Raw genomic sequence first — 24,380 nt, 5'->3', positions numbered from 1 at the left:
AGCCACGGGGTAAGCCGTATCAGCGGTTCTCCAGCCGGTTATAGTCCAGCAACCCGGCCGATTGAGGCTGGTGGGCTTGATAGCGCGCGTGCGCCTGATCGCTGATTGCCCAAAAGTTAGGGTCAGAGCGGCCAACGCCGTAGAGGCTTTTTAGTCGGCGGTAATCCTCCTCGCTGTTAAGCTGAGCCACGTCGCGGGCAAACTCGCCGAGCTTGTCCCTATCCACCAGCCAAAAGCTGTTGGGGTAGGCACCCACCACACCGGCAGTAACGGTTAAGTTGTCTTCGTCCGGTAGGCGGTACTCGCCCTCGCGCAGCAGCGAGGTCAGGCTGCTGTGAGCACTGTTGCGTAAAATCGTGTACAGCTCCCCCTGCGGTGTTAGCAGTAGGCTGGCCTCGGGCATGATGTTGGCTGCGTATCCGGTGATATTTTGCAGCCTGCTAAGAGCGTCGGCTTGCGCTTTGGGCCACTGCAATTGTTGGTAGGGGGCGCTGTTTTTGTATACGGGGGCGAGCTGCTCGGCAAGGCGCTCGAGCAGTTCGGTTTTAGGATTGTCTGTGTGGTAGTCAACCCCGCGTATTGGGGGTAAACGGTTCAGGTAGTGATCCAAAAAGCTACTGATGTCATCTTCAGCGCCCCGGTACCAGTAGTCAATCACGTCATCCTGATGCTCTTTAGGCAAAAAGGCCACGAGGTTCATTTCGCCCTCAATGCGTAAAAAGTCCATGTACAATCGGCTGAGTAGCTGGTGCGAGACGTTGCCATAGACATCAAAGCCCGCTACCAAGAGGTAGTGAATACGCTCCAGCAGTGAATAGTTGATTAGCCAAGCGGTTTTGGGCTGTTGCCCCACCAGACCTTTCACTACCGAGGCACTGTCATTGTGCCGAAAAATAGTTAATGCAGCGTTGTCGTTGTGGCCATCACCAGTCCAGACGGAATCAAGGCTCACCTCCCCGGTTTGTTCAATCACGGCGCTGATATGCTCGGCGCGGCGAGCCAAATAGTCGCGCTGTAAGTCGGCATACTTAAGCCAGCGTGATAGTGGGCGAAAGGTGTTGCCAGCTTCGGCGGGCAGCTGCAAAAACTGGCCGTTGTTGGCCAGAAACTCGCCCTCGCGCTGAGTGCGGCTGGCCTCGGGTGAGACAAAGAACACCCAAAAGTGATCTTGAATGACATTCAGAGCCACCTGACCACGGCACACCGGGCCTTTAATAAAGTTCATAATGGTAAATTGCGCTTCATCGAGTAAAAACTGGTAGCGCGATTGCACCGGAATTTGCACAAAGGCGACAAATGGGTTTGCCGCCACTTCGGGCTCATAGCCGGGCCATTGCGTCACCTCGTAATCGGCCTCGATAAACCACTCGCGCCAACGCTGCATGCGTTGGTTATCCAGACGGTAGGGTAGGTAGGTTTTGGCCAGCCGGCTTGAAGGGTCGAGCCAGAAGCGGTAGTAAACGCGCTCGACGCCCGGGTCGTCAAAAGGCCGTCGGGTGCTGATGCGTTGAATGGGCTCGCCGGGCGGGGTTTTCGAGCGTACCAAGCGGAAGGTATCTTTGCTGTCGTCGCCAAAGTGTACGCTGGCAATAAATAAATGCTCGTATATATAACGGGCAAACAGTTGTTGTTTCAGGCTGTTGCCGTTTAAAAGCGCTTCCCAGCGATCGACATTCTCCAGTGCGGCAGCGGAGGCGGCCTGGGCGGGGCCGCCGTGGGCACCGTGAGCCAGCCAGTTCATTAAAGTAGCGTGTTCATCCGCGGGTAGCCCGGGCAGGCCATAGGGCATGCCCCACAGGGGAAAGTCGGCGGCAAAACTGTCAAAGTCTTCAATTTTGGGGCACTGCTGACTGCGCCCGGTAGAAAAATCAAAGGTATCGGGCAGCACTTTGGCGGTAGGTAGCGGGTGTGCGCTTTTGAGCGTGAGCATACGGGCCATAACCCCGGCGTTAAGGTTGGCCTCGGGGGTTTTACGGCGCTCGTTAATCACCGGGAAGAAATCCTTGTCACGCCACTCGTCGGTCGTCTCGGCGTCCTCAAATAATCGCGTTAGGTTGGCCCCCATCAGCCGGGTGCCGTCGTACACCTTTTCTTGGTTGGCGCCACGCAACAGGCCTTCGTAAGAGTCCAGTTTTAGTTGGCAGGGCGCGTCGTAGCAGCCATGGCAAACGGTGCAGCGTTTTTCCAGCAGCGGGCGAATGTTGTGTTGGTACTCATCGGCGTCCCAGCCGGCGCCAAGCTCACGGGGTTGCGGCTCGCCGTAACGCTTGTTTAGCTCTGATACGCCCAAGGCGGCACAGCCAACGACGAAAAGCGAGGCGAGGAAAATAAAGCGACGAGAGAGCATAGCGATGATCCGGGCAGCAGTACCAAAATAGAGGCGATAACCGCCATAGCATAACACAGCGACTTTGTTTTAAAGTGTCGTAATATTCTGGCATGGCCGGGCGTAATAACGGTTGAGCCCCGCCGAGCCACAGACCCAATCACTGCAATAGGTACATCATGGCAAATTCTCCTGGCAATAAGCTCGAAGACCCTAAAGCGCACCTAACGGTACGCAACGCTACCTTGGCGGATGTCGATGCGATCGTTGAGTTATCCGATCGGGTCTACACCCCGGTGGATATGGATGCCTACGCCCGCTCGGCCATTGTTGGGCAGATTAACAACTTCCCTCAGGGGCAAATTGTGGTCATGGTGGGCGATGTTCTGGTGGGCTATAGCGCGACTTTTCGTATCTCGGGCAAAATTGCCCTCAAGCCGCATACCTGGGTCGAGATTACCGGTAACGGCTACGCCTCGCGGCACGATATTAATGGCGATTGGCTGTACGGCATGGAAGTGTGCATCGACAACGATTATCGTGGCTACCGTATTGGTCAGCGTCTGTATAACGAGCGAAAAAAGCTGTGTCAGTCGTTGGGCCTTAAGGGTGTGGTGTTTGCCGGGCGCATGCCCAATCTGGCGCGCCGCCTTAAAAAGTTTAAAACCGTCGAAAATTACATCGATCAGGTGATACACAAAAAAGCGAAAGATCCGGTGCTGTCGTTTCAGTTGCGCAACGGCTTTGAGATCATCGGGATTATCGCCAATTACCTGGATGAAGATAAACAGTCGCTTGGGTACGCCGCGCACATGAAGTGGGAGAACCCCAAGGTGCCCGGTAGCGACGACATGCCCACCAAGCAATTTGGCGTGCGTATGCCAGAGGTAGTGCGTGTGGCTACGGTGCAGTATATGCAGCGGCGGGTCAGCTCGTTTAATGAGTTTATTAAGTACATCGAATACTTTGTCGATGTGGTGGCCGATTACAAAAGCGATTTTGTCGTCTTTCCGGAGTTGGTGACCTTGCAGCTGTTGTCGATCGAAGATCAGGAGCTGTCGCCCCACGAGTCGATTGAGGCGCTCACCAAGTACACACCGCGCCTGAAAGAGGCGTTTCGCGATATGGCGCTGCACTACAACGTGAATATAATCGCCGGCTCGCACCCAACGCGGGTTGAAAATGGCCGTATCGAGAACATCGCCTATGTATTTTTGCGCGATGGCCGTGTGTTCGAGCAACCTAAAATTCACCCCACCCCAAACGAGGTGTACTGGTGGGATATCGAGGGCGGCAGCACCTTGCAGGCCATTGATACCGATTGCGGCCCGATCGGCGTACTGATTTGCTACGATTCAGAGTTCCCCGAGCTGGCCCGTCATTTGGCTGATCAGGGTATTCAATTTTTGTTTGTGCCTTTTTGTACCGACGAGCGTCAAAGCTATTTGCGGGTGCGCTACTCGTGTCAGGCGCGCGCTGTAGAAAACCAGTTTTATGTGGTAATGTCGGGCAACGTAGGCAATTTGCCCAACGTGGCGAACATGGATATTCAGTATGCCCAAAGCTGTATCTTGACGCCCTGTGATTTCGCCTTTGCCCGTGACGGTATTGCCGCCGATACAACGCCCAACGTCGAGACGGTAGCTTTTGCCGATTTGCGGCCCGAATCGTTATTAATGGCGCGCAACAGTGGCACGGTACAAAACCTAAAAGATCGCCGGCACGATTTGTACCGTATGGTCTGGAAAGGTGACCGGGTTAAACCCATTAAAGCTGGCGATTAAGGTTTAATAACAACAGCTCCCACAGAGGCGCTGCGACACAATAATATCGAGCCCGTGTCTCACGTTGGTGTAAAACCACCGGCGTGAGCACTGATAGGTGATTCACTCTCTTTATAGGAAATCACCATGACCCAAAAAATAAGTTTGCCGATGTTGGCGGCATTACTGTTGTGGCTGTTACCGGCTGCGACGGTGTACGGCGCCACTAATACTCACAGCTCACACGAGCACCATCAAAACGCTTCGACATCGACAGATCACTCGGCGCACCATGATTCACATGCTGCGCCTGCTGCCACCGATAAAGTGGTTATAGGCTACGTGTTTAGCCCCGATCATCCACTCGATCCGAACACTATTGTGGCTGAAAAACTCACTCATATTAATTATGCGTTTTCAAACATCGAGGACGGTAAAATTGTTAACGGCTTCGAGTTTGACGATAAAAATTATCAAGCGCTGCAGGCTCTTAAAAAGCGCAATCCGGCGTTAAAAATATTATCGTCGGTGGGAGGCTGGACCTGGTCGGGAGACTTTTCCGACGTCGCGTTAACCCCGGCTTCGCGTCAGGTGTTTATCGACAGCGCGGTGGCTTTTGTAAAGCGCCACCAGCTCGATGGTATTGATATCGATTGGGAGTATCCCGGGTTGCCTGGAGCGGGTAATACGCACCGCCCTGAAGACGGCACTAACTTTACCTTGTTGCTAAAAGATATGCGCACCGCGTTTGATGCGCTTGAAGTCGAATTGGCTCGCCCGTTGTTGCTAACCATTGCCTCAGGTGGCTTCCCCGACTACTTGACTAAAAGCGATATTGGCCAGTGGCAAAAGTATCTCGATTTTATCAACATCATGGCCTATGACTTTAATTTTCCGGCCGATGGCGGCACAACCGGGCACCACGCCGCGCTCTACTCCCACCCGGATGATCAGTCCGGCCAGTCGGCCCACGCGGCGGTGCAAAATCATATGGCCGCTGGGGTTCCCGCCGAAAAACTGGTGATGGGGGTGGCCTTTTACGGTCGTCACTGGACGGAGGTTAACCCTGAGAAGCGCGGGTTTCAGCAACCCGCCAACGCGGGAGATAACCCCTACGGTAGCTCGCGCTTTAATAATTTGGCACCCAACTTAATCAATAAAAACGGCTTTGTCCGTTATTGGGACGATGTGGCAAAAGCGCCCTGGTTGTGGAGCGAAACTGACCGTATTTTTATCAGCTACGACGATCCGCAATCGCTGGTGGAAAAGGCGCGCTACATACGTGACAACGATTTAGCCGGTGTGATGTTTTGGCAGTACACCTCGGATTATCAAACGCGCTTGCTGGACGCCATTAAGTCGGGGTTACTTGTCTGTCATTAAAAGCTCAGCCTGCCTAAGTGCTGGCGGGTGACTAAACCGGTCACCCGCTTTACGAATCTTTTACCCCTGTAGCTTAGTTGCGCGTTATGCTGAGGGCCCCGTTCGTTGTTTGCCGGAGCCTGTCATGCCCCTCAATGATATTGCCTATTCTGTATTGGATTTAGCCCACGCCCGCGTTGATGCCAGTTATGGTGAGGCTTATGCTGGCATGGTAAGCGCGGCACAACATGCCGATGCGCTGGGTTACCGGCGCTACTGGATGGCCGAGCATCACAGTATGGAGGGTATTGGCAGCTCGGCCACCAGCGTATTGATTGGCCACATTGCCGGAGCCACCAAGCGAATTCGTGTGGGGGCCGGCGGCATTATGTTGCCTAATCACGCCCCCATGATTATTGCCGAGCACTTTGGCACGCTAGAGGAGCTTTACCCGGGGCGGATTGATTTAGGTGTGGGCCGTGCCCCGGGTAGCGACGGTGCCACCATGCGCGCTCTGCGCCGCGATATCAGCAGCGGTGTGGACGACTTTCCCGAGCAGCTTGCCGAGCTGCAGTATTTTTTAAGCGATGCCCGCAGTGGGCAAAACGTAGTGGCGGTGCCGGGGCAGGGCAGTCACGTACCTATTTGGCTGTTGGGCTCTAGTTTGTACAGCGCGCAGTTGGCCGCTAAGCGCGGCTTACCCTTTGCGTTTGCCTCGCACTTTGCACCGCGCTTACTGATGGAGGCATTGCACGTTTATCGCACAGGGTTTCAGCCCTCTGAGGTGCTAGACAAACCCTACGCGGCTGTTGGTGTGCCCGTGGCCGCAGCAGAAACCGATGCCGAGGCTGCGTTTTTATTTACCACGGCACAGCAGAGTATTTTGGCGCTATTGCGCGGCGAGCATTTGCGTTTACGCCCGCCGGTTGAGTCGATGGAGGCGCTGTGGAACCCGGCCGAGGCGCAGCATATTCGCGAGTTTCACCAGCTTGCCGCCGTGGGGGGGGGCACCACGGTAAAAAGCAAGCTCGAACAGCTGGCCGAACAAACCGGCGCCGATGAGTTTATTTTTGCCAGTAGCTTTTACGAGCAAAGCGACCGTCTGCGCTCACTGGAAATTGTCGCCAAAGCGATGGCGGGAATTTAAGGGCTGGGTAACGGGAGGCGGGAAAGGTTTCGCCTGACGTCAGTCATCTGACGTCGGGCTCTTCTTGCTCCCACCCAGCTCAATATCGCTCGAGCGCAAATGCAGATCTCGCTGCGGGAAAGGAATTTCGACACCGGCTTTGCGCAGGGCGTCGTCGATGGCCCACACGTAATCTGAGGTGACCTGGGTAGGCCGTTTTACCGCGACTGGATCGACCCACACACCGAGAGTAAAGTTCAAACTGCTGTCGCCAAAGCCGCTCATCCACACAACGGGTTTGTGTTTTTCGTCGCTTAGCGTGCTGGGCAACGCTTTGGCGGCGTCGAGTACCGAGTCGCGAACTAACGTTTTATCTGAGCCGTAGGCCACCCCAAACGGAATGCGAAAACGGCGAATGTTTTCTTCCAGTGTCCAGTTAATTAAATGCCCGCTGATAAACTCAGAGCTGGGAATTAAAATGTCTACGTTGTCGGCAGTGCGGATCAGCGTCGAGCGCAGTTTTATCTCTTGCACCTCGCCCATCAGGCCTGACTCCAGCTCGATAAAGTCGCCCACCTTAATGGACTTTTCTAGCAAGATAATAATGCCTGAGACAAAGTTGTTGACGATCGATTGCAGCCCGAGGCCAATACCAATACCCAGTGCACTGCCAATAATAACCAGCTTATCGAGCTGTAACCCTAGTACCGAGAGCGCGCCAATAAAGCCCAGCACAATTAAAAAGTAATAGGCAATACGGTTGATGGTGTACAGCTGGTGAGCGACGCTGGGGCCGCGATGCAGAGCCACGCGGGTAAAGGCCCGGCTCACCAGTGAGGCGACCACAAAGGTCCCGATAAGCACTAATACACTGGCGAGCAGCTCGCCGCTCGTTAACGTGTAATCGCCGACTTTAATCAGCGTAATATCCAGCCACTGTGTCAAGCGTTACACCTCCACCGGGGTGTCTGGGTGGTTGCCCCATTCAGACCAGGAGCCGTGATAGCCCTTAATATCAAAGCCTAGCGATTTGCCCACCAAATAGGTAAAGCCTGAGCGGTGATGGCTTTGGCAGTGGGTAATAATGGTTTTGTCCCCGGTAATGCCGCGCTCGGCTAAATACTCGCGGGCGTCGGCCCGGATACGCAAGCTGTTTTGGCGATCCATCAATTCGGTCCATTCGACATTTATGGCCCCCGGTATGTGTCCGGCTTTTTGTGCCAATACTTTTTCGCCGTTGTACTCGGCGGGGTTGCGCGCATCTAACACTTGGATGGAATTGTTCTCAAGCCCGGCCAGAATGTCGGGGATTTCAATCAAGTTTTTGGGGTTAATTTCTACATCAATGGGGGTGGTGTTGGGGTCTTCCACGGCCTCTGTGACTGGCAGCTCTTCGTTTAGCCAAGCGTGCAAGCCGCCGTTTAAATAGCTGTAATGCTGGTGGCCAATCATGTCCAGCGTCCAGATAAAGCGGCCGGCCCAGCCGCCGCCTTCATCGTCGTACACCACTAAGTGGGTGTCGGGAGATAAACCTAAGTAAGTAAATAATCGATTGAGTTGCTCGACCGGCGCGATGCGCCCCGGCGCCGGCGGGCGATTGCACAACAGCATTTGTGGGGGCACATGCGCCGCGCCCGGAATGTGCCCGCGACGGTAATTGGCCTCGCTGGATAAATCCACAATCAATGGGGCATCTGGCCCTCCCAGCAGGGGCAGCAGTTCGGCGGGCTCGACGATAAGGGGGAGGGTGGGCATACGATGATCCTTTCTGTTCGTAACGTTTATCTGGTCTCGGGTGCTGTGTGCCGGGCAGCTTACTGGCCGCCGCGGCCCGGATGCAAATCGGCCAATATATGGCGGTAACCGGCCAGCCGGCCAGGGCTAATCTCGCCGGCTTCCAGCGCTTTTAAGATAGCACAGCCGGGTTCGTGGGTATGTGAGCAGTCGCGAAATTTGCAGTATCCAATATAGGGGCGAAACTCTTTAAAACCGGCCAGCACGTCGTCCGGTGCAATGTGCCACAGGCCAAATTCGCGGATGCCCGGCGAGTCGATTAAACAGCCGCCGCTGGGTATATGAAACAGCTGCGCGCTGGTGGTGGTGTGAGTGCCGGTTTGACGCTCGCTTAAACTGCCTACGCGCATATTGCTGTCGGGCAGCAGGGCGTTTACCAGTGACGACTTGCCGACCCCCGATTGCCCCACAAACACGCTGGTAAAGTTGGCCAGGTACTCCCGCAGTGGCTCCAGCCCCTCATCGCGCTTGGCCGAGGCGCGCAACACCTGATACCCCAAGTCGGTGTACAACGCGGCAATCGCCTCAACTTTGGCACGCTGTTCATCATCGATTAGGTCAACCTTGTTGATGACGAGCGCCGGTTGAATACCAATGGCCTCGGCGGCCACTAAGTAGCGGTCGATAAGGTTAAAGTGCGGCTCGGGGTAGGGCGCCACCACAATAGCAATGCGGTCGATGTTGGCGGCGACGGTTTTCATGTCGCCGTAGGGGTCGGGCCGGCTTAGGGCCGACTCGCGCTCGCGTTTAGCTACCACCACACCGTAGGGGTTGCCGTCGCGCCAAATCACCTTGTCGCCCGTTACCAGACCGCCCAGGTTACTGCGAAAGTGGCAGCGCTTGCGCGCACGCTCGGCATCCTCAATCATCACCTGAGTGCCATAGTGGGTCACAATCAGGCCATCCTGCTCAGGGCCCAGGTCGCTCTCGCCTAGTTTGGCGTCGGCGGTATCATCACGGCGTGAGACGCGCTTCTCGCGCTCTTTCTGAATCTTCTCGATCCGCCACGATTGGCGTCTTGTCAGTTTGCGTTTGCTCAACGGCACGTCTCAGTCGGTAGGTGTTAACATACAAGGGTTAATAATCGACATTGTAAAGGAAAACACGCTATGAGCCCTACTGCCAGCGACGACAATCTTATCTGGATCGATCTCGAGATGACCGGCCTCGACCCGGATACCGACGTTATCATCGAAATTGCTACCATCGTCACCGACGCCAATCTCAATATTCTGGCCGAAGGGCCAGTGCACGCGGTGTATCAGGCCCAGAGCTTTTTAGACGGTATGGACGAGTGGAACACCCGCCAGCACGGTAAATCGGGCCTCACCGAGCGGGTGCAAAACTCCAAAATCAGCGCCGCCCAGGCCGAAGCCGAAACCATCGAGTTTTTGCAGCAGTGGGTGCCCGCGGGCAAATCCCCCATGTGTGGAAACTCCATTTGCCAGGATCGCCGCTTTCTCGCCCGCGGTATGCCCACACTCGAGCGCTACTTTCACTACCGTAATCTAGACGTGAGTACCCTCAAAGAACTCGCCCGCCGCTGGAAACCCGACGTACTCGCCGGCGTTAAAAAATCCGGTGCGCACTTGGCGATGGATGATATTAAAGACTCGATTGCGGAGTTGGCACATTACCGGGAGACGTTTATTGATTTGGGGTGACGACAGAGTCGTTATACTTCGCAAAGTAGCCATGCTCACATCGTTGTTCAAGTTGGGTGATCTCTGTCGAAATCCGGTTTAACTATTTTTACGGCAGAGGGAAGTGATTGAGAGCAGCTTTCGGGCAATAGGCCTTTCATGCCTACTTGTCTCGCTCGACTCAACTACTATTGAGACCTATAGGATGTGGCCTGAGCTACGTATCTGTATTCAATCTAAACTTGCTTGATCAACTTAGATTGAGAGCAAAGGAGTTTTTTAGGTGGTTGATGAGGTTGATTTTTTGAATGAAGAGTTCGATCAACTAAAAAAAGAATAGGCGATTTACACTTTCGCCAACTGCTTCTTAACCATGAGGCTCAAGAAAAACGACGTTCGGCCACCTGGGTGAGAGGTGAATTGTCTCCGGTTTACAGAAGCCCTTATGATGGAAAAAAAGAGGAGTACAGCGCGCACGCTATCGAAGGCGAGTCAGAGTATCGAGCAATTCTTTCAGAGCAACAAAACGCAATGTACCGCTGGCTTATTGTTGATTGCTATGAAATTTTTGACAAATATTTAAAAGCTCTTCAACGATTTATCTTAGTTGATGGCGGCAAAAGGTTAGGTGGTAGTGCTACCCGACTATGCGAACAGTGCGGGGATAAGCTGGTTCGGCGGAGTAGAGTTGATAAATTAGTTGCTTCCTTGAACCAAGAATCTGATTTTAAATCACTGTTGAGAAAGTCACATATTGATATTGAGCTTGATGTGGCGATCTTGGTGCTGTCTGAGTTTAGAAATATAATTGTACATGAGGCTGGAAAGCTATCTAACCTTGACACATTTGTTGATAAGGTGATGTATAAAGCAGGGTGGGAAGGGCCTGATAAAAGGGCGGGGGTTTATAATTTTGCATGTGGTTTTGTAACTACACAAAATTCTCCTTTATTGCCCGAAAGTTTGAGCTTTTTGGAGAGGTCGTTTCCGGGATCGAGGGTGTCTGGCCACCACTTTGATCTGTACCAAGAGCTGTCCGGGTGTTTTGTAGGATACGCTGAGCTAGTGAGAGACTACGTGCTTGGACGACTGGGGGGCGAAGGTGGTTCTACTTTTAAGCGTGAACGGACTAGGCGCCACAACACAAAAACAGGGAGCTAAAAGCTCCCTGTTTCTAATCTCAGCGGCCGTTCACCATTCCTCGCCCTCCGTTTTCCGGACTACTTACACATCGTAAGTAGTAGACGCGGTACCCCCACTGTGACAGCTCTAATTGGTATGGAAAGCTCACTGCTTGGTTTTCCTAAACGCTCGGTAAGATAGTCATTAACGTAGTTAAGTGCCGTGGCTAGGCAGGGTACGTCAAAGCTAGTGGCGCCAACCTAAGAATGGGTCAAACAAAGAATGTATGTCCTGCTTATTTATCGCTAACTGTCCCGAAGAATTGGTCCGTCGTCAGTTCGAAGAACTGCTCAAGACGCTTGACCGTAGACGGGGTCAGCTCGACACGACGCACTCGTTTATCTAGTTTAGTGCTCTTCTCATTCAAGTGCCCTTCATCAATGGCGCGCTGTACGTACTTTACCGCTGTGCGTCGGCTTACGCTTGGCATGAAGTCGTATAAGTCCGTTTTATGCAGTTCGTGGCCACGCTTGAGCCACATTTGAATTAAGAGGTCGCAGTAGCTGAGATCACTTAAGCCAATGTCCCTAAATAAACGAATCCAGATGTCATCCATTGCGACAATTGCCCTCGCAACGCTTTCGTGACTTCGTCTTGAGCTGCTTTTTTTCACTCTAGGTCCTCATGAAATGACCGGCTTATTATAGTGCAAAATTACATGTTCTGCTTGATTTAAGTGCAGTTTTGCATGTTTATCCGGGGTGCGTGTAGGTGTAATAGCTTTGCAAGTGTATGAAAATCTGCATGTTTATTTGCATTTAATATCAGTGGCACGACGATTGCTCTCGATCATTGAGTCCGCTTGGGCAATGATTGCGAGGTTACAATGAAATTAACGTTATACAAAACATTGTGGGGCTTTAACGGCACACTAGTTGAAGCCGCACAAAGTGCATTGAGTGCGGGGTTCGGTGGTATTGAGGGGCCTGCTTTTTTTGCTCAGCCCGACACTTTGGCTGAGGTTTTAGAGGCGTACCAACTCGATTATATCGCTGAGATCTGTACCGGGGGAGGTTATGTTCCTGAGCGCAAGCTAACCCCCGCTGAGCATTTGCAGGATCTGGAGATTAAGCTAAAAGCAGTGCTACCTTTAAATCCTCGGCTATGCAATGTAATGGCGGGGTGTGACGCTTGGTCGCTGCAAAAGCAGTATGATTTTTTTGCGGCAGCTATGGATTTAGGCGCACGCTATAATTTATGCCTGAGCTTTGAGACCCATCGCTCCCGGTCTTTGTTTACTCCTTGGGTCACTCAGGCGGTGGTTGAGCGGCTTCCGGATTTGCAAATCACTGCAGACATCAGTCACTGGGTTTGCGTGGCCGAGCGATTATTAGATGGCGAGGACTGGGAGATTTTAGTCGAGCTTGCCAAGCGGGTTCATCATGTGCACGCCCGTGTGGGATATCCGCAGGGACCTCAAGTGCCGCACCCGGCAGCGCCGGAATATGCCGATTGTTTAGAGTTTCATCAACGCTTTTGGGGCGTCGTGTGGCAATCACAAGCCGCTCGGGGATACACCCATACAAGCATGACGCCAGAATTCGGCCCTGACCGCTACTTACATACTTTACCTTATACCGATCAGCCGGTAGCCGATCTATGGGAACTTAACCGTTGGATTGGCAATACTGAGTGTAACCACTTTAAGCACTGGCAGGCCTGCCAGCGTACCCATTAATTCAATTAGGATACTCCAATGAAGTTACTGCCTTTATTTCGCCGGTTTACATTTGTTTTTTTGAGTTTGTTCGTGTGTCTGCAAAGCAGCTCGGCTTTTTCAGCTGAATCGTTTCGATTAGCCTGGACGCTCTATCCAGGCTACATGCCGTGGGACTATGCCAGAACTTCCGGCATTATGGAGAAGTGGGCTAAAAAATATAATATCGAAATCGAAATTGTTCAACTTAACGATTACATTGAGGCGATAAATCAGTACTCGGCAGGGCAATTCGACGCCGCCATGATGGCGACAATGGACGCTTACACTATCCCGGCGGCTGCGGGGGTGGACTCTACGATTATCGCCGTAACAGATTACTCCGATGGCAATGATGTCATTATTCTCAAAGAGGGTGACAGTGTTAAAGATTTGCACGGCAAACAGGTTAACCTCATTGAGTACTCGGTCTCTCATTACTTTCTGGCTCGGGCATTAGAGGAGGTTGGCATGAGTGAGCGAGACTTAACTTTGGTGAATACTTCGGATGCGGACATGGTGGCGTTATACGCACAACCAAGTGTCGAAGCGATGGTGACATGGAACCCAATGGCGAGTGAGATTCTTAAGCGCGACGATGCCACCAGCATTCTGAGTTCCCGCACGATGCCCGGTGAGCTAACGGACAGCCTGGTTGTCAGCAGCCAAACCTTGGCTGATCACCCAGAGCTGGGTAAGGCACTGATCGGTGCCTGGTATGAAACCTTAGCGGTAATGAGTCTGGATAATGATGCAGGTCGCGTCGCTCGCGAGTCCATGGGAATTGCGGCTGGTACGAACTTAGAAGGTTATGAGCAGCAACTTAAAGATACTCATTTGTATTACCAGCCTAGTGCGGTGGAGGCGTTAATGAGCAGCCCTGCGTTACAAGAATCAATGAGCAGTATTGCTGAATTTTCGTTCGAGAAAGGGCTATTAGGTGATGGTGCCGCGTCGGCCGAGAATGTTGGCATTGCCTATCCCGGTGGGAAGGTGTGGGGTAATCCGGCAAATGTGACTCTTCGTTTTGATAATAGTTTTGTGGGCCAAGCGGCTGCCGGAGAGTTATGAGTAAGTCGCAGAAAATATTCACAGAAATTCCTGTTCTGGATGTGAGTCCCTTAGTGGCGGGGGCAGAGCATTCGCAATATGAAACGACGGTTAAAGCGATGGCCGATGCCGCTCACCAAGTGGGATTTATGCAGTTGGTGGGGCACGGATTAGAAGAGTTGCAAGATCAGCTGTTGCAGGTAAGCCAGGATTTTTTTGCTTTGCCGGACGACGTTAAGCGAGAAATATATATTGGTAATTCTAATAACCATCGCGGTTATGTACCCTTTGGTGAAGAAATAATGGCGTCGGGTATGCCCGACACCAAAGAGGCGTTTGATTTATCGCTGGACTTATCGGCTGAACATCCTGCTGTGCTGGCTGGGGTGCCGTTACTCGGGCCCAATCAATGGCCTGACGTTCAAGGGTTTAAAGCGGCGGTCAATGCGTATTACAACGCTGCGGCTTCGTTAGGCCGAGAAATCTTCGTAGCATTTTCAATTGGGTTAGGGCTCGAACCTGACGTTTTTCTGCGGCATGTAAAATACCCCCCGTCACAGTTAAGGCTTTTGCATTACCCTTACAATGGCAATGCACAAGACCGTCCGGGTATCGGTGAGCACACTGATTATGAATGCTTTACGTTGCTCAAACCCACAGCGCCGGGTCTTGAAGTGTTTAGCGCTGAAGGGACATGGATTCCTGTGCCTTACCGGGACGACGCATTGGTTTTGAATATTGGTGACTTATTAGAGCTGTGGACAAATGGCTATTATGTGGCAACCAGTCACAGGGTGAAGCAGGTTAAAGAAGAGCGCTATTCGTTTCCGATGTTTTTTACTGTGGATTATGAAACCGTCATTAGTCCATTAGAAAACTTTCGCAACGGTGAAAAGGTGAAGACGGTTAACTCTGGCGAGCACTTGCTAGCGCAAGTTATGCAAAGCTTTCGCTACCAAATGCGGCGGATGGAAGCCGGTGAAGCGGAGCTTCCCGGCGGCGCGTTGCCGTACTATTCCTTAGGGCGGGAGGCCAAAAGCATACAGAAGTAACGGTGCTGTTCAGGTATGCCGCTTGTGCATTTCCTCAGAGCTGTTGGCTCGTCAATTAGTCTTGAGCAATAAAAAAGGGAGCTTATAGCTCCCTTTTTTATTGTGGTTTAGGCTACTGCACTTAGACGTCGTAAGTCGTAGACGCCGTATCTCCACCACGACCGGTCCAGTTGGTGTGGAAGAATTCACCGCGTGGCTTGTCTAAACGCTCGTAGGTGTGGGCGCCAAAGTAGTCGCGCTGCGCTTGCAGTAAGTTGGCGGGCAAGCGCTCGGTGCGGTAGCCGTCAAAGTAATTCAGTGCTGCGGTTAAGCAAGGCACAGGTACGCCGTTGGTAATGGCGGTGGCCGCCACGTTGCGCCAGCCTTGTTGTGATTTAACCACTACATCTTTGAAGTAATCGTCCAGCAATAGGTTGTTAAGCTCTGGGTTTTTATCGAAGGCTGCTTTGATGTCACCCAAAAAGGCAGAGCGGATAATACAGCCGCCGCGCCACATCAGGGCGATGCCGCCGTAGTTTAAGTGCCAGCCAAACTCTTTCGCCGCTTCGCGCATTAAAGTGTAGCCCTGTGCGTAGGAAACGATTTTAGCCGCCAGTACCGCTTGGCGCAGGTCTTCAATAAACGCGGCTTTATCGCCGGTGAAGTTCTTCGCGGGGCCGGTAAGTACTTTAGAGGCTTCTACGCGCTCGTCTTTAAGCGCTGAGATGCAGCGGGCAAATACCGACTCGGCAATTAGAGTCAGGGGTACGCCAAAGTCCAGTGCGACAACACCGGTCCATTTGCCGGTGCCTTTTTGGCCAGCGGTGTCGAGGATTTTCTCAACCAGTGGCTCGCCGTCTTCGTCTTTGTAGGCCATGATGTCGCGGCTGATTTCAACGAGGTACGAGTCCAGCTCGGTGTTGTTCCAGTCGGCAAACACCTTGTGGATTTCGTCGGCGCTCATGCCCAACAGCTCTTTCATAATTTGGTAGGCTTCACACAACAGCTGCATGTCGCCGTACTCGATGCCGTTGTGCACCATTTTAACAAAGTGGCCAGCGCCGTTTTCGCCAACCCAGTCGCAGCAAGGTGAGCCGTCTTCTACTTTGGCGGCAATGCCCTGAAAGATCGGCTTAACCGCTTCCCAGGCTTCGGGTGCGCCGCCGGGCATGATGGATGGGCCGATCAGGGCACCTTCTTCACCACCGGATACGCCGGCACCGATAAAGTGCAGGCCTTTCTCGCGCAGGTATTCAACGCGGCGGTTGGTGTCGGGGAAGTGGGTGTTGCCGCCATCAATAATGATGTCGCCTTTGTCCAGATGCGGAATCAGCTGTTCGATAAAGGCGTCAACTGGTGCGCCGGCTTTTACCATCAGCATAATTTTGCGGGGCTTTTCGAGCGATGCTACCAGTTCTTCAATCGATTCGGCGCCGCGAATGTTTTTGCCCGCTGCGCGACCTTCAATAAAGTTGGTGACCTTGTCCACAGAGCGATTGTACGCCGTTACTGTGAAGCCTTTGCTTTCCATGTTGAGGATAAGGTTCTCACCCATAACGGCGAGACCGACTAAACCGATATCAGACAGTGTTTTCATAGCGGACCGTATTTTTCAGTGGTTAGTATAAGAGAGCTGTGCGACCGGGTAACGCCGTCAGGTGTTGCTGGGCATTTGCGGCTGGGCCACAGAGGGCGGCAATTGTACCCGAAAATCTGGGCTTTTGCTTGTCAGGGCCTATTTTTATTGACTATGGCGGCAATAGTGAGGGGTTAATAAGGCCTTGAAACCGGTTGCTTTGGGAGTGTTATCGCTTACTGGACGGCTGTTTGATTTTACGCCGCCGGCGCCGGTTGGGGTTGGCCTGTTGCGCAAGGGCCCATTGGATGTGTTCATCGACCATGGGGCTAACATGACCCAGTGCCTGCTCGAGGGCGGTGATAATGTCTGCTTGTGATGGAGCATTGCCCAAGCCGATGGCGAGGTTGCGCTGCCAGCGCTCAAACCCGATTCGGCGAATGGCCGAGCCCTCGGTGTTTTTTAAAAACGTCGCCTCGTCCCATTTAAACAGCGTCAGCAAGTCGGTGTTGTCCAGCCCGTGGCGCGGTAAAAAGTCGGGCTCAAGGGTAGGCGTGGCGTATTTGTTCCAAGGGCATATGGCCTGACAATCGTCGCAGCCGAATACCCGGTTGCCCATAGGCTCGCGAAACTCTTCAGCAATGGCGCCTTTGTGCTCGATGGTTAAATACGAGATGCAGCGTCGGGCGTCCAGCGTGTAGGGCTCTGGGAAGGCGTCAGTGGGGCACACCTTTAAGCAGGCGGTGCAGTCGCCGCAGCGGTTGGGCTGTTCACTTACATCCACCGGTAGCGGCAGGTAGGCGTACAGCTCCCCTAAAAAGAACCAGCTTCCGGCTTTGTCGTTCAGTATTAGCGTGTGTTTGCCTGTCCAGCCGAGGCCGGCTTTATCGGCCAGCGGGCGTTCCATGACCGGCGCGCTGTCTACCAGGGCGCGCATTTGCTGCTCGCCCTGGGCTTTTAACTCGTCGGGCAGGGCCGCTTCGATGCGCTGGCCGAGTGTCGCCAAACGTTTGCGAATGAGCTTGTGGTAATCGCGCCCCAGGGCGTAGCGCGATACATAAGCCTTGTCGGGACTTTTTAAAACTTTGATTTGTTGTGTGTCGCCGGGTAGGTAGTCCATCCGCGCTGATATTACCCGCACCGTACCGGGCACTAATTCGGCCGGGCGCGAGCGCTTATTGCCGTGCTCGGCCAGCCACTGCATATCGCCCTGATAGCCTTTGGCCAGCCACAGTTGCAGCGCCCGCTCTTGTTGCGCGAGATCGGTATCGGTAATGCCCACTTGCTGAAAGCCCAGCTCGCGGCCCCAGCGTTTAATATCGCGGGCAAGTTGATTCCAGTCAAAGGCGGTGGTCAAAGCAACTCCCGGCTCTTGGTTGGTTGGGCGGCGATGGTTATGCGGCCGGTTAGTGGTGGCACACAGCGGGCACCACATAGTGTTGCCTGCGTGCATCCCCTATAATGGCGTTTTTTACGCAGCCGGCCGGTGATTTGTCGGCTTATTGTACTGATTTTTGCCTTAACTTTTGCGGATTTACTGACTTTATGACAGCCATCACTCGATCTACCGCGCTCTATACCGCGGCTCAGGTACGCGATTTAGACAGTGCGTTTATCGCCACCGGTGTGCCGGCGGCCGCTTTAATGAAGCGTGCCGGTCGCGCGGCGTTTGAGCTACTTTGTGAGCGCTATGGCGAGCCCGACGAAATTACCGTGTTTGCCGGTGCGGGCAATAACGCGGGCGATGGCTTTGTGGTGGCTGCGCTGGCGGCCGCTCGCCGTATGCCGGTTAACGTTGTTCTTATGGGCGAGCCGGAAAAGTTTAGTGACGCCGCGCGCGCCGCTTACGAGTACGCCCGCCAGGAGGGCGTGATTATGATGCCGCCGGGCCCCGCGCCTACCAGTGGTGTTATTGTCGACGGTTTGCTGGGCATTGGTATTAACGGCGAGGTGCGCCCCGAATACCGCAAGGTGATTGAGCAAATCAACAGCACCAACTTGCCGGTGTTGGCGCTGGATATACCCTCGGGCCTCTGCGCCGATACCGGTGCCGAGCTGGGTGTGGCGATTAAAGCGGATATAACCGTGACCTTTATCGGTAAAAAACGTGGTCTGTTTACCGGTCGTGGCCCCGCGCTAACCGGTGAGTTAGTGTTTGACGATTTAGGCGCGCCGGACGACATTTACCAATCGCTAGCCGCCGAGGTGACTCAGCAGGATTTTGCTACCTTGCGAGGCGCTTTGCCCGAGCGTGAAGCCGATGCTCATAAAGGTGATTTTGGTCACGTGATGGTGATTGGTGGCGATGTGGGCCACGGTGGGGCGGCGTTAATGGCCGCCGAGGCCGCCGCACGCGGAGGCGCAGGCCTGGTGAGCTTGGCCACCCGCCCCGAGCACGTGGCGGCGATGCTGGCGCGCCAGCCCGAAGTCATGGCCTGCGGTGTGATCTCGGGGCAGGAGCTCGAGCCTTGGCTTGCGCGCCCCACAGTATTGGTAGTGGGGCCGGGGTTGGGGCAATCGCCCTGGTCCGAGCAAATGCTGCAGCAGGCGTTAGCCACCGATTTGCCTCTGGTGTTAGACGCCGATGCTCTTAATTTAATTGCCAAAGGCCGCCTGTGGCCCGCAGGTATTACCCGCGATAACTGGCTATTAACACCGCATCCCGGCGAAGCCGCCCGTTTACTTGGGTGCGAAACGACCGCAATACAGGCCGAGCGCTTTGCCAGCGTACAAAAGCTGCAGCAGCAGTACGGCGGTGTCGCGCTGTTAAAAGGCGCGGGCACTTTGGTGGCCGGCGCCGGACAGCCCATCAATATAATTAGCGGTGGTAACCCGGGAATGGCCAGTGGCGGCATGGGGGACGTGCTAAGCGGCCTGCTGGGGGCGCTATTGGCGCAGGGTTTGAGCGCATACGATGCGGCCAACCTCGGGGCTAGCGTGCACGCGCACGCGGCTGATCTAGCGGCGGCCGATGGCGGCCAGGTGAGTCTGTTGGCGACTGACATTGTCGGTTACATCGGGGAGTTTTTAGGTGACTGAGTGGTCTACCTGGCTGGCTGACGAGGCCGCCACCGTAGCGTTTGGTGAGCAACTAGGGGCGCAGCTGGCGCTTTGCCCAGGCTGCGTGAGCGTGCATCTGGCAGGCGATTTAGGCGCGGGCAAAACCACCTTGACCCGTGGTGTACTGCGTTATTTTGGTCATTCAGGCGCGGTTAAGAGCCCTACTTATACGCTAGTAGAGGGCTACGAGTTGCCCAGTCGTACCCTGTACCATTTTGACTTGTATCGCCTGGGCGACCCTGAAGAGCTGGAGTACATGGGGATTCGCGATTATTTTGCCGGCGATAGCGTTTGCTTAATTGAGTGGCCGGTGCGCGGCGCGGGTATTTTGCCCGAGCCGGATTTGGCCGCCTCGCTTAAGGTGCAAGCGGGTGGGCGTCTTGTTATGCTGGAGGCCTACTCGGGTGCGGGGCGAGCGGTGCTGGAGCGCTTGAGCGCAAACACCGACTTAAGTTCGTGCTAGGCAGGCCTACTAAACCCGGCGAGTCTTACATTCGACGAACCTTACATTCTAAGAATCACTTTATGCCGCTAACTGTATTGTCATCACGTAAGCCCGCCAGCGGACGCCGTTTAGTGCAGCTGCTAATCGCCTGTGCTTTGTGGTTGCCACTGTTGGCACAGGCAGTGGATGTCGATAGTGTTAGGCTGTGGCGTGCGCCCGACCACACCCGTTTGGTGTTTGATTTATCCGGGCCGGTAGAGCACACCWTATTTACTTTAGACAACCCCGATCGGGTCGTCATCGACGTAACCGACACCCGGTTTCGGGCGGATTTAACGTCGCTTAACTTAACCGAAACCCCCATTAAAGAGATTCGTTACGCCCCGCGCGATGGCAACAATTTACGGGTGGTGCTCGATTTGTCGACCTCGGTTAGCCCCGATAGCTTTTTTTTGCAGCGTCAGGCGGGTGCCGCTGACCGCTTAGTGGTTGATTTAAAAGACCGGGTGCCAACCGCATCCGGGCCGCCGCCACCGGTTACTGAGCCGCCGGCTGAGGCCACCGGCAGTATGCGCGATATTATTATCGCCATCGACGCCGGCCACGGCGGTGAAGACCCGGGGGCTCTGGGCCCCAACCGCCTGCGCGAAAAAGACGTGGTATTTCAAATTTCTAAAGAGCTGGCCCGCGCCATTAATGCGCGCCCCGGCTATACCGCCAAGCTGGTGCGTACAGGTGACTACTATGTGGCGCTGCGCGAGCGGCGCAACATTGCCCGTAAAATGCAGGCCGACCTGTTTATCTCGATCCACGCCGACGCCTTTACCAAGCCCTCGGCCAAGGGCGCCTCGGTATTTGCCTTGTCACGCAGCGGTGCCACCAGTGAAATGGCGCGTTTTTTAGCCCAGCGGGAAAATGAATCGGATTTAATCGGTGGTGTGGGCAGCGTCAGTTTAGAGGACAAAGACGAAGTGCTGGCCGGCGTGCTGGTGGATTTATCCATGACGGCCACCTTGGGCGCGAGCCTGCAAGTGGGCGATTATGTTTTAAAGTCCATGGGGCAAGTGGCGCACTTACACAAGCATCAGGTCGAGCAGGCGGGGTTTGCGGTGCTTAAGTCGCCCGATGTGCCTTCTATTTTGGTGGAGACGGGTTTTATCTCTAACCCCACCGAGGCTAAAAATCTGGCCAGTAGTAATTACCGTACTAAGCTCGCGAAGCAGTTGCTGAAGGGGATTGAGCAGTACTTTAATCAGTTTCCACCCGCCGGAACTTATCTTGCCAACCAGCGGTTTGGTTCTGGCGGTGGGGTAACCGAGTACATTATTGCGCGCGGCGATACCTTAAGCGAGATCGCCAAGCGCTTTAATGTGAGCGTTAGCCAAATTCAGCAACTGAACAATTTAAACTCTCAAGTCATTAAGGTGGGGCAAACCCTGCGTATCCCCGCCTCTTAACCGGCAGTAACCTTTTAAATATGGCTAAAATTAAGCTATTAAGCCCCCGCCTCGCCAACCAGATTGCCGCCGGCGAGGTGGTCGAGCGGCCGTCCTCCGTGGTTAAAGAGCTATTGGAAAACAGCCTGGATGCCGGCGCCACACGCCTGGACGTAGAGGTCGAAGACGGCGGCGTAAAGTTAATGCGGGTGCGCGATAACGGCTCGGGCATCGATAAAGAAGACCTCGCCATGGCACTGTCGCGCCACGCTACCAGCAAAATTATGGATCTGGACGACCTTGAAGCGGTGGCGACCTTGGGTTTTCGCGGTGAAGCGCTGGCCAGTATCAGCTCGGTGGCGCGGCTCGCGCTTACCAGTGCCACGGACGAAACCGGGGCCGGCTGGCAGGTGGTCGCCGAAGGCCGCGATATGGAAACCGAGCTCTCGCCTGCGCCACATCCGCGCGGCGCCACTGTTGAGGTGCGCGATTTATTTTTTAACACCCCGGCACGGCGCAAGTTTTTGCGCACCGAGAAAACCGAGTATAACCATCTAGAAGATGTGGTTAAGCGCCTGGCCCTGTCGCGCTTTGACGTGGCTTTTACCCTGCGCCACAACGGCCGGGCGATTCACAACTGGCGCCCCGGCACGGGCCAGGCCGAGCGCGAGCGCCGCGTGGCGCAGGTGTGCGGCCCGGCGTTTATGGATAACGCTGTGCACCTGGATATCGAGCGGGCCGGTTTGCGTTTGTGGGGGTGGGTGGCGCTGCCGACCTTCTCCCGCTCACAGGCGGATTTACAACACTTTTACGTCAACGGTCGCGCTATTCGCGATAAGTTGGTGAGCCATGCGGTGCGTCAGGCGTACCAGGATGTGTTGTACCACGGCCGCCACCCGGCCTATGTGCTCTATTTAGAGGTGGACCCGGCCACGGTGGATGTCAACGTGCACCCCACCAAGCACGAGGTGCGCTTTCGCGATGGTCGCACGGTGCACAATTTTATTTTTAGTTCGCTGCACCATGCGCTGGCCGAGGTGACGCCAGGCGCGATGCTCGAGCGCGAGCGGGCAGAGCACGCCAAGGCACCCGATAACGCCGCTGGGCAGATGTCACAACAATCGGCAATGGCGTTGTCCGGGCGCTCGTTTGAGCAGTCGCGCCCGGAGGGTGACTGGCGCGCCAACTATTTTCCCGCGGCTATGGGTGATGCCGGAGCCGCGGTTGCCGAGGCGCCAGCCCAAGGCTATTCGCCTACAGCGAATTACGCCGCGCCGGCTGCGACCCGCTTAGAGGATATCGACGATGCCGACGGCGAGGTGCCGCCGCTCGGGTTTGCCGTTGCTCAGCTTAAGGGAATTTATATTCTGGCCGAGAACGCTCAGGGTTTGATTATTGTGGATATGCACGCGGCCCACGAGCGCATCACCTACGAGCGCATGAAAACCTCGTTTGCCGAGGGGCGCATTCAGGCGCAGCCGCTATTGGTGCCGGCCACCCTGGCGGTTAGCGAAAAAGAGGCCGCCTGCGCCGAGGACCACCCGGATACCTTTGCCACCCTGGGCTTTGAGTTGCAGCGAGCCGGGCCCGAGTCGCTGCTGATTCGTCAGGTGCCCTCGATTTTGCACGGCGCCAAGGTCGATCAGCTGGTGCGTGACGTGCTGAGCGATTTAATCGAACACGGCGCCAGCGAGCGCTTGGGTCAGCACGTCAACGAGATACTCTCGACCATGGCCTGCCATGGGTCAGTTCGGGCTAACCGGCGCCTAACGATTCCCGAAATGAACGCGCTACTGCGGGATATGGAGGCCACTGAGCGCAGTGGTCAGTGCAATCACGGCCGCCCCACCTGGACGTTGCAGTCGCTCGATGAGCTGGACAAGCTGTTTATGCGCGGGCAATAAAAGTGAGTGATTACAAACCCCCGGTGATTTTTTTGATGGGCCCCACCGCCTCCGGCAAGACGGATTTGGCGATTGGCTTACGCGAGCATTTGCCGGTTGAGTTAGTGAGTGTCGATTCGACCTTAGTGTATCGCGGTATGGACATAGGCACCGCCAAGCCCAGTGCCGCCGAGCAGGCTGCGGCGCCGCATCGCTTAATTGATATTCGCGACCCGGCGGAGCCTTATTCGGCCGCCGATTTTGTTACCGACGCCGAGCGTGAGATCGACGAGATTCACGCCGCTGGCCGCATTCCGCTATTGGTGGGCGGCACCATGCTTTACTTTAAAGCGTTGCTGGATGGCCTGGCGCCCATGCCGGCGGCCGATGCGGCGGTGCGCGAGCGCATCGAGCAGGACGCCCGCGAGCATGGCTGGGAATACGTTCACCGTCAGCTGACCGAGGTGGACCCGGTGATGGCCGCCGAGATTCACCCTAACCACTCGCAACGCTTATCGCGCGCGCTAGAGGTGTACCTAAGCTCGGGGCAAACCATGACCGAGCTGCGCCAGCAACAGGCACGCGAGCGCGGCCCGGCTTTTACCGATAAATTTAACCTGACGCAACTGGTGATCGCCCCGCGTGATCGAGCTGTATTGCACCAGCGCATCGAGCAGCGTTTTAAGGCAATGATTAACGCCGGCTTGCTGGCCGAAGTAGAGGCTTTACACAACCGTGGCGACTTGCACAGTGAGTTGCCTGCGATTCGGGCGGTGGGGTATCGGCAGGTGTGGGACTATTTAGAGGGGAAGCTCGATTACGATGAAATGATCGAGCGCGGCGTCATCGCCACCCGGCAATTAGCCAAGCGTCAATTCACCTGGTTGCGGGGTTGGGAAGGGGCAAATTGGCTATTTAGTCAAAATATCGATGGAAAAGCCTATTCCCGTGAAGAAATTGTACGATTTAGCTTGAATTTCCTACCGCCGGGGGCCATATAATATAAC

20 protein-coding genes are annotated in these 24,380 nt (G+C 54.7%); 13 read left to right on the top strand and 7 right to left on the bottom strand.

The window, feature by feature from the left end:
• Nucleotides 1-19: 19 nt before the first annotated feature.
• Nucleotides 20-2,347, bottom strand: coding sequence for a fatty acid cis/trans isomerase (locus tag SD69_RS17145; protein ID WP_041524183.1), 2,328 nt, complete (start codon nt 2,345-2,347; stop codon nt 20-22).
• A 158-nt stretch (nt 2,348-2,505) separates the two neighbouring features.
• Between SD69_RS17145 and SD69_RS17140 the strand changes: the two genes are divergently transcribed.
• The 3 genes from SD69_RS17140 (at nt 2,506) to SD69_RS17130 (ending at nt 6,598) form a co-directional block, all read left to right on the top strand.
• On the top strand, nt 2,506-4,110 hold the full coding sequence (locus tag SD69_RS17140) for a carbon-nitrogen hydrolase family protein (protein ID WP_041524182.1): 1,605 nt from the start codon (nt 2,506-2,508) through the stop codon (nt 4,108-4,110).
• 126 nt (nt 4,111-4,236) lie between these two features.
• Nucleotides 4,237-5,472, top strand: a complete 1,236-nt coding sequence (locus SD69_RS17135) for a glycoside hydrolase family 18 protein (RefSeq protein ID WP_052481311.1) — start codon at nt 4,237-4,239, stop codon at nt 5,470-5,472.
• A 124-nt stretch (nt 5,473-5,596) separates the two neighbouring features.
• Nucleotides 5,597-6,598: an LLM class flavin-dependent oxidoreductase gene (locus SD69_RS17130; protein WP_041524181.1), complete on the top strand. Its 1,002-nt coding sequence runs from the start codon at nt 5,597-5,599 to the stop codon at nt 6,596-6,598.
• A 39-nt stretch (nt 6,599-6,637) separates the two neighbouring features.
• On the opposite strand, the gene SD69_RS17125 is transcribed toward SD69_RS17130, so the two are convergent.
• Genes SD69_RS17125 through rsgA form a run of 3 tightly spaced genes read right to left on the bottom strand, consistent with a single transcriptional unit; the run spans nt 6,638 to nt 9,411 of the window.
• On the bottom strand, nt 6,638-7,522 hold the full coding sequence (locus tag SD69_RS17125) for a mechanosensitive ion channel family protein (protein ID WP_041524180.1): 885 nt from the start codon (nt 7,520-7,522) through the stop codon (nt 6,638-6,640).
• 3 nt (nt 7,523-7,525) lie between these two features.
• A complete protein-coding gene (locus SD69_RS17120) occupies nt 7,526-8,332 on the bottom strand; it encodes a sulfurtransferase (RefSeq protein WP_041524179.1) in 807 nt (268 codons plus the stop codon).
• A gap of 59 nt (nt 8,333-8,391) precedes the next feature.
• Nucleotides 8,392-9,411 carry a small ribosomal subunit biogenesis GTPase RsgA gene (gene rsgA / locus SD69_RS17115; protein WP_041524984.1) on the bottom strand — a complete coding sequence of 340 codons (1,020 nt, stop codon included), beginning with the start codon at nt 9,409-9,411 and terminating at the stop codon, nt 8,392-8,394.
• Between the two features lie 69 nt (nt 9,412-9,480).
• Here rsgA and orn point away from each other — a divergent pair, with 69 nt between their 5' ends.
• The gene (gene orn / locus SD69_RS17110; RefSeq protein WP_041524178.1) at nt 9,481-10,035 is read left to right on the top strand and encodes an oligoribonuclease; all 555 of its coding nucleotides are present in this window, start codon (nt 9,481-9,483) and stop codon (nt 10,033-10,035) included.
• Between the two features lie 399 nt (nt 10,036-10,434).
• Complete coding sequence (locus tag SD69_RS17105) at nt 10,435-11,175, top strand: hypothetical protein (protein WP_157471750.1); 741 nt, start codon at nt 10,435-10,437, stop codon at nt 11,173-11,175.
• 256 nt (nt 11,176-11,431) lie between these two features.
• Here SD69_RS17105 and SD69_RS17100 read toward each other — a convergent pair whose 3' ends face one another.
• Entirely contained in the window at nt 11,432-11,809 is a 378-nt protein-coding gene (locus SD69_RS17100) for a hypothetical protein (protein WP_052481310.1), read from the bottom strand.
• Between the two features lie 213 nt (nt 11,810-12,022).
• On the opposite strand from SD69_RS17100, the gene SD69_RS17095 reads away from it, so the two are divergent.
• The 3 genes from SD69_RS17095 to SD69_RS17085 are packed head-to-tail and all read left to right on the top strand — an operon-like array spanning nt 12,023 to nt 14,994.
• Nucleotides 12,023-12,874 (top strand): sugar phosphate isomerase/epimerase family protein, encoded by an 852-nt coding sequence (locus SD69_RS17095; RefSeq protein WP_041524176.1) that lies wholly within the window; start codon nt 12,023-12,025, stop codon nt 12,872-12,874.
• Nucleotides 12,875-12,892: 18 nt separating this feature from the next.
• Nucleotides 12,893-13,963, top strand: coding sequence for a putative urea ABC transporter substrate-binding protein (locus tag SD69_RS17090; protein WP_052481309.1), 1,071 nt, complete (start codon nt 12,893-12,895; stop codon nt 13,961-13,963).
• Nucleotides 13,960-14,994, top strand: a complete 1,035-nt coding sequence (locus tag SD69_RS17085) for an isopenicillin N synthase family dioxygenase (RefSeq protein WP_041524175.1) — start codon at nt 13,960-13,962, stop codon at nt 14,992-14,994. The genes SD69_RS17090 and SD69_RS17085 overlap by 4 nt, the downstream gene beginning before the upstream one ends.
• Before the next feature lie 121 nt (nt 14,995-15,115).
• Here SD69_RS17085 and gnd read toward each other — a convergent pair whose 3' ends face one another.
• Together gnd and queG are read right to left on the bottom strand one after the other, a co-directional pair.
• On the bottom strand, nt 15,116-16,570 hold the full coding sequence (gnd, locus tag SD69_RS17080; RefSeq protein ID WP_041524174.1) for a decarboxylating NADP(+)-dependent phosphogluconate dehydrogenase: 1,455 nt from the start codon (nt 16,568-16,570) through the stop codon (nt 15,116-15,118).
• Nucleotides 16,571-16,778: 208 nt separating this feature from the next.
• A complete protein-coding gene (queG, locus tag SD69_RS17075) occupies nt 16,779-17,906 on the bottom strand; it encodes a tRNA epoxyqueuosine(34) reductase QueG (RefSeq protein WP_041524981.1) in 1,128 nt (375 codons plus the stop codon).
• A gap of 188 nt (nt 17,907-18,094) precedes the next feature.
• Here queG and SD69_RS17070 point away from each other — a divergent pair, with 188 nt between their 5' ends.
• From SD69_RS17070 to miaA, 5 genes are all read left to right on the top strand, one after another.
• Nucleotides 18,095-19,588, top strand: coding sequence for a bifunctional ADP-dependent NAD(P)H-hydrate dehydratase/NAD(P)H-hydrate epimerase (locus SD69_RS17070; RefSeq protein WP_041524980.1), 1,494 nt, complete (start codon nt 18,095-18,097; stop codon nt 19,586-19,588).
• Nucleotides 19,581-20,072, top strand: a complete 492-nt coding sequence (gene tsaE / locus SD69_RS17065; RefSeq protein WP_041524173.1) for a tRNA (adenosine(37)-N6)-threonylcarbamoyltransferase complex ATPase subunit type 1 TsaE — start codon at nt 19,581-19,583, stop codon at nt 20,070-20,072. The genes SD69_RS17070 and tsaE overlap by 8 nt, the downstream gene beginning before the upstream one ends.
• Nucleotides 20,073-20,134: 62 nt before the next feature.
• Complete coding sequence (locus SD69_RS17060; protein ID WP_084591639.1) at nt 20,135-21,511, top strand: N-acetylmuramoyl-L-alanine amidase; 1,377 nt, start codon at nt 20,135-20,137, stop codon at nt 21,509-21,511.
• Nucleotides 21,512-21,531: 20 nt separating this feature from the next.
• Nucleotides 21,532-23,394, top strand: a complete 1,863-nt coding sequence (mutL, locus tag SD69_RS17055) for a DNA mismatch repair endonuclease MutL (RefSeq protein ID WP_041524172.1) — start codon at nt 21,532-21,534, stop codon at nt 23,392-23,394.
• A 35-nt stretch (nt 23,395-23,429) separates the two neighbouring features.
• Nucleotides 23,430-24,374 (top strand): tRNA (adenosine(37)-N6)-dimethylallyltransferase MiaA, encoded by a 945-nt coding sequence (miaA, locus tag SD69_RS17050; RefSeq protein ID WP_052481418.1) that lies wholly within the window; start codon nt 23,430-23,432, stop codon nt 24,372-24,374.
• Nucleotides 24,375-24,380 lie beyond the last annotated feature (6 nt).

It is taken from the genome of Gilvimarinus agarilyticus, assembly GCF_000832015.1.
GTDB classification, from domain to species: Bacteria; Pseudomonadota; Gammaproteobacteria; order Pseudomonadales; family Cellvibrionaceae; genus Gilvimarinus; species Gilvimarinus agarilyticus.
This window is presented reverse-complemented; position numbering and strand designations above follow the sequence as displayed.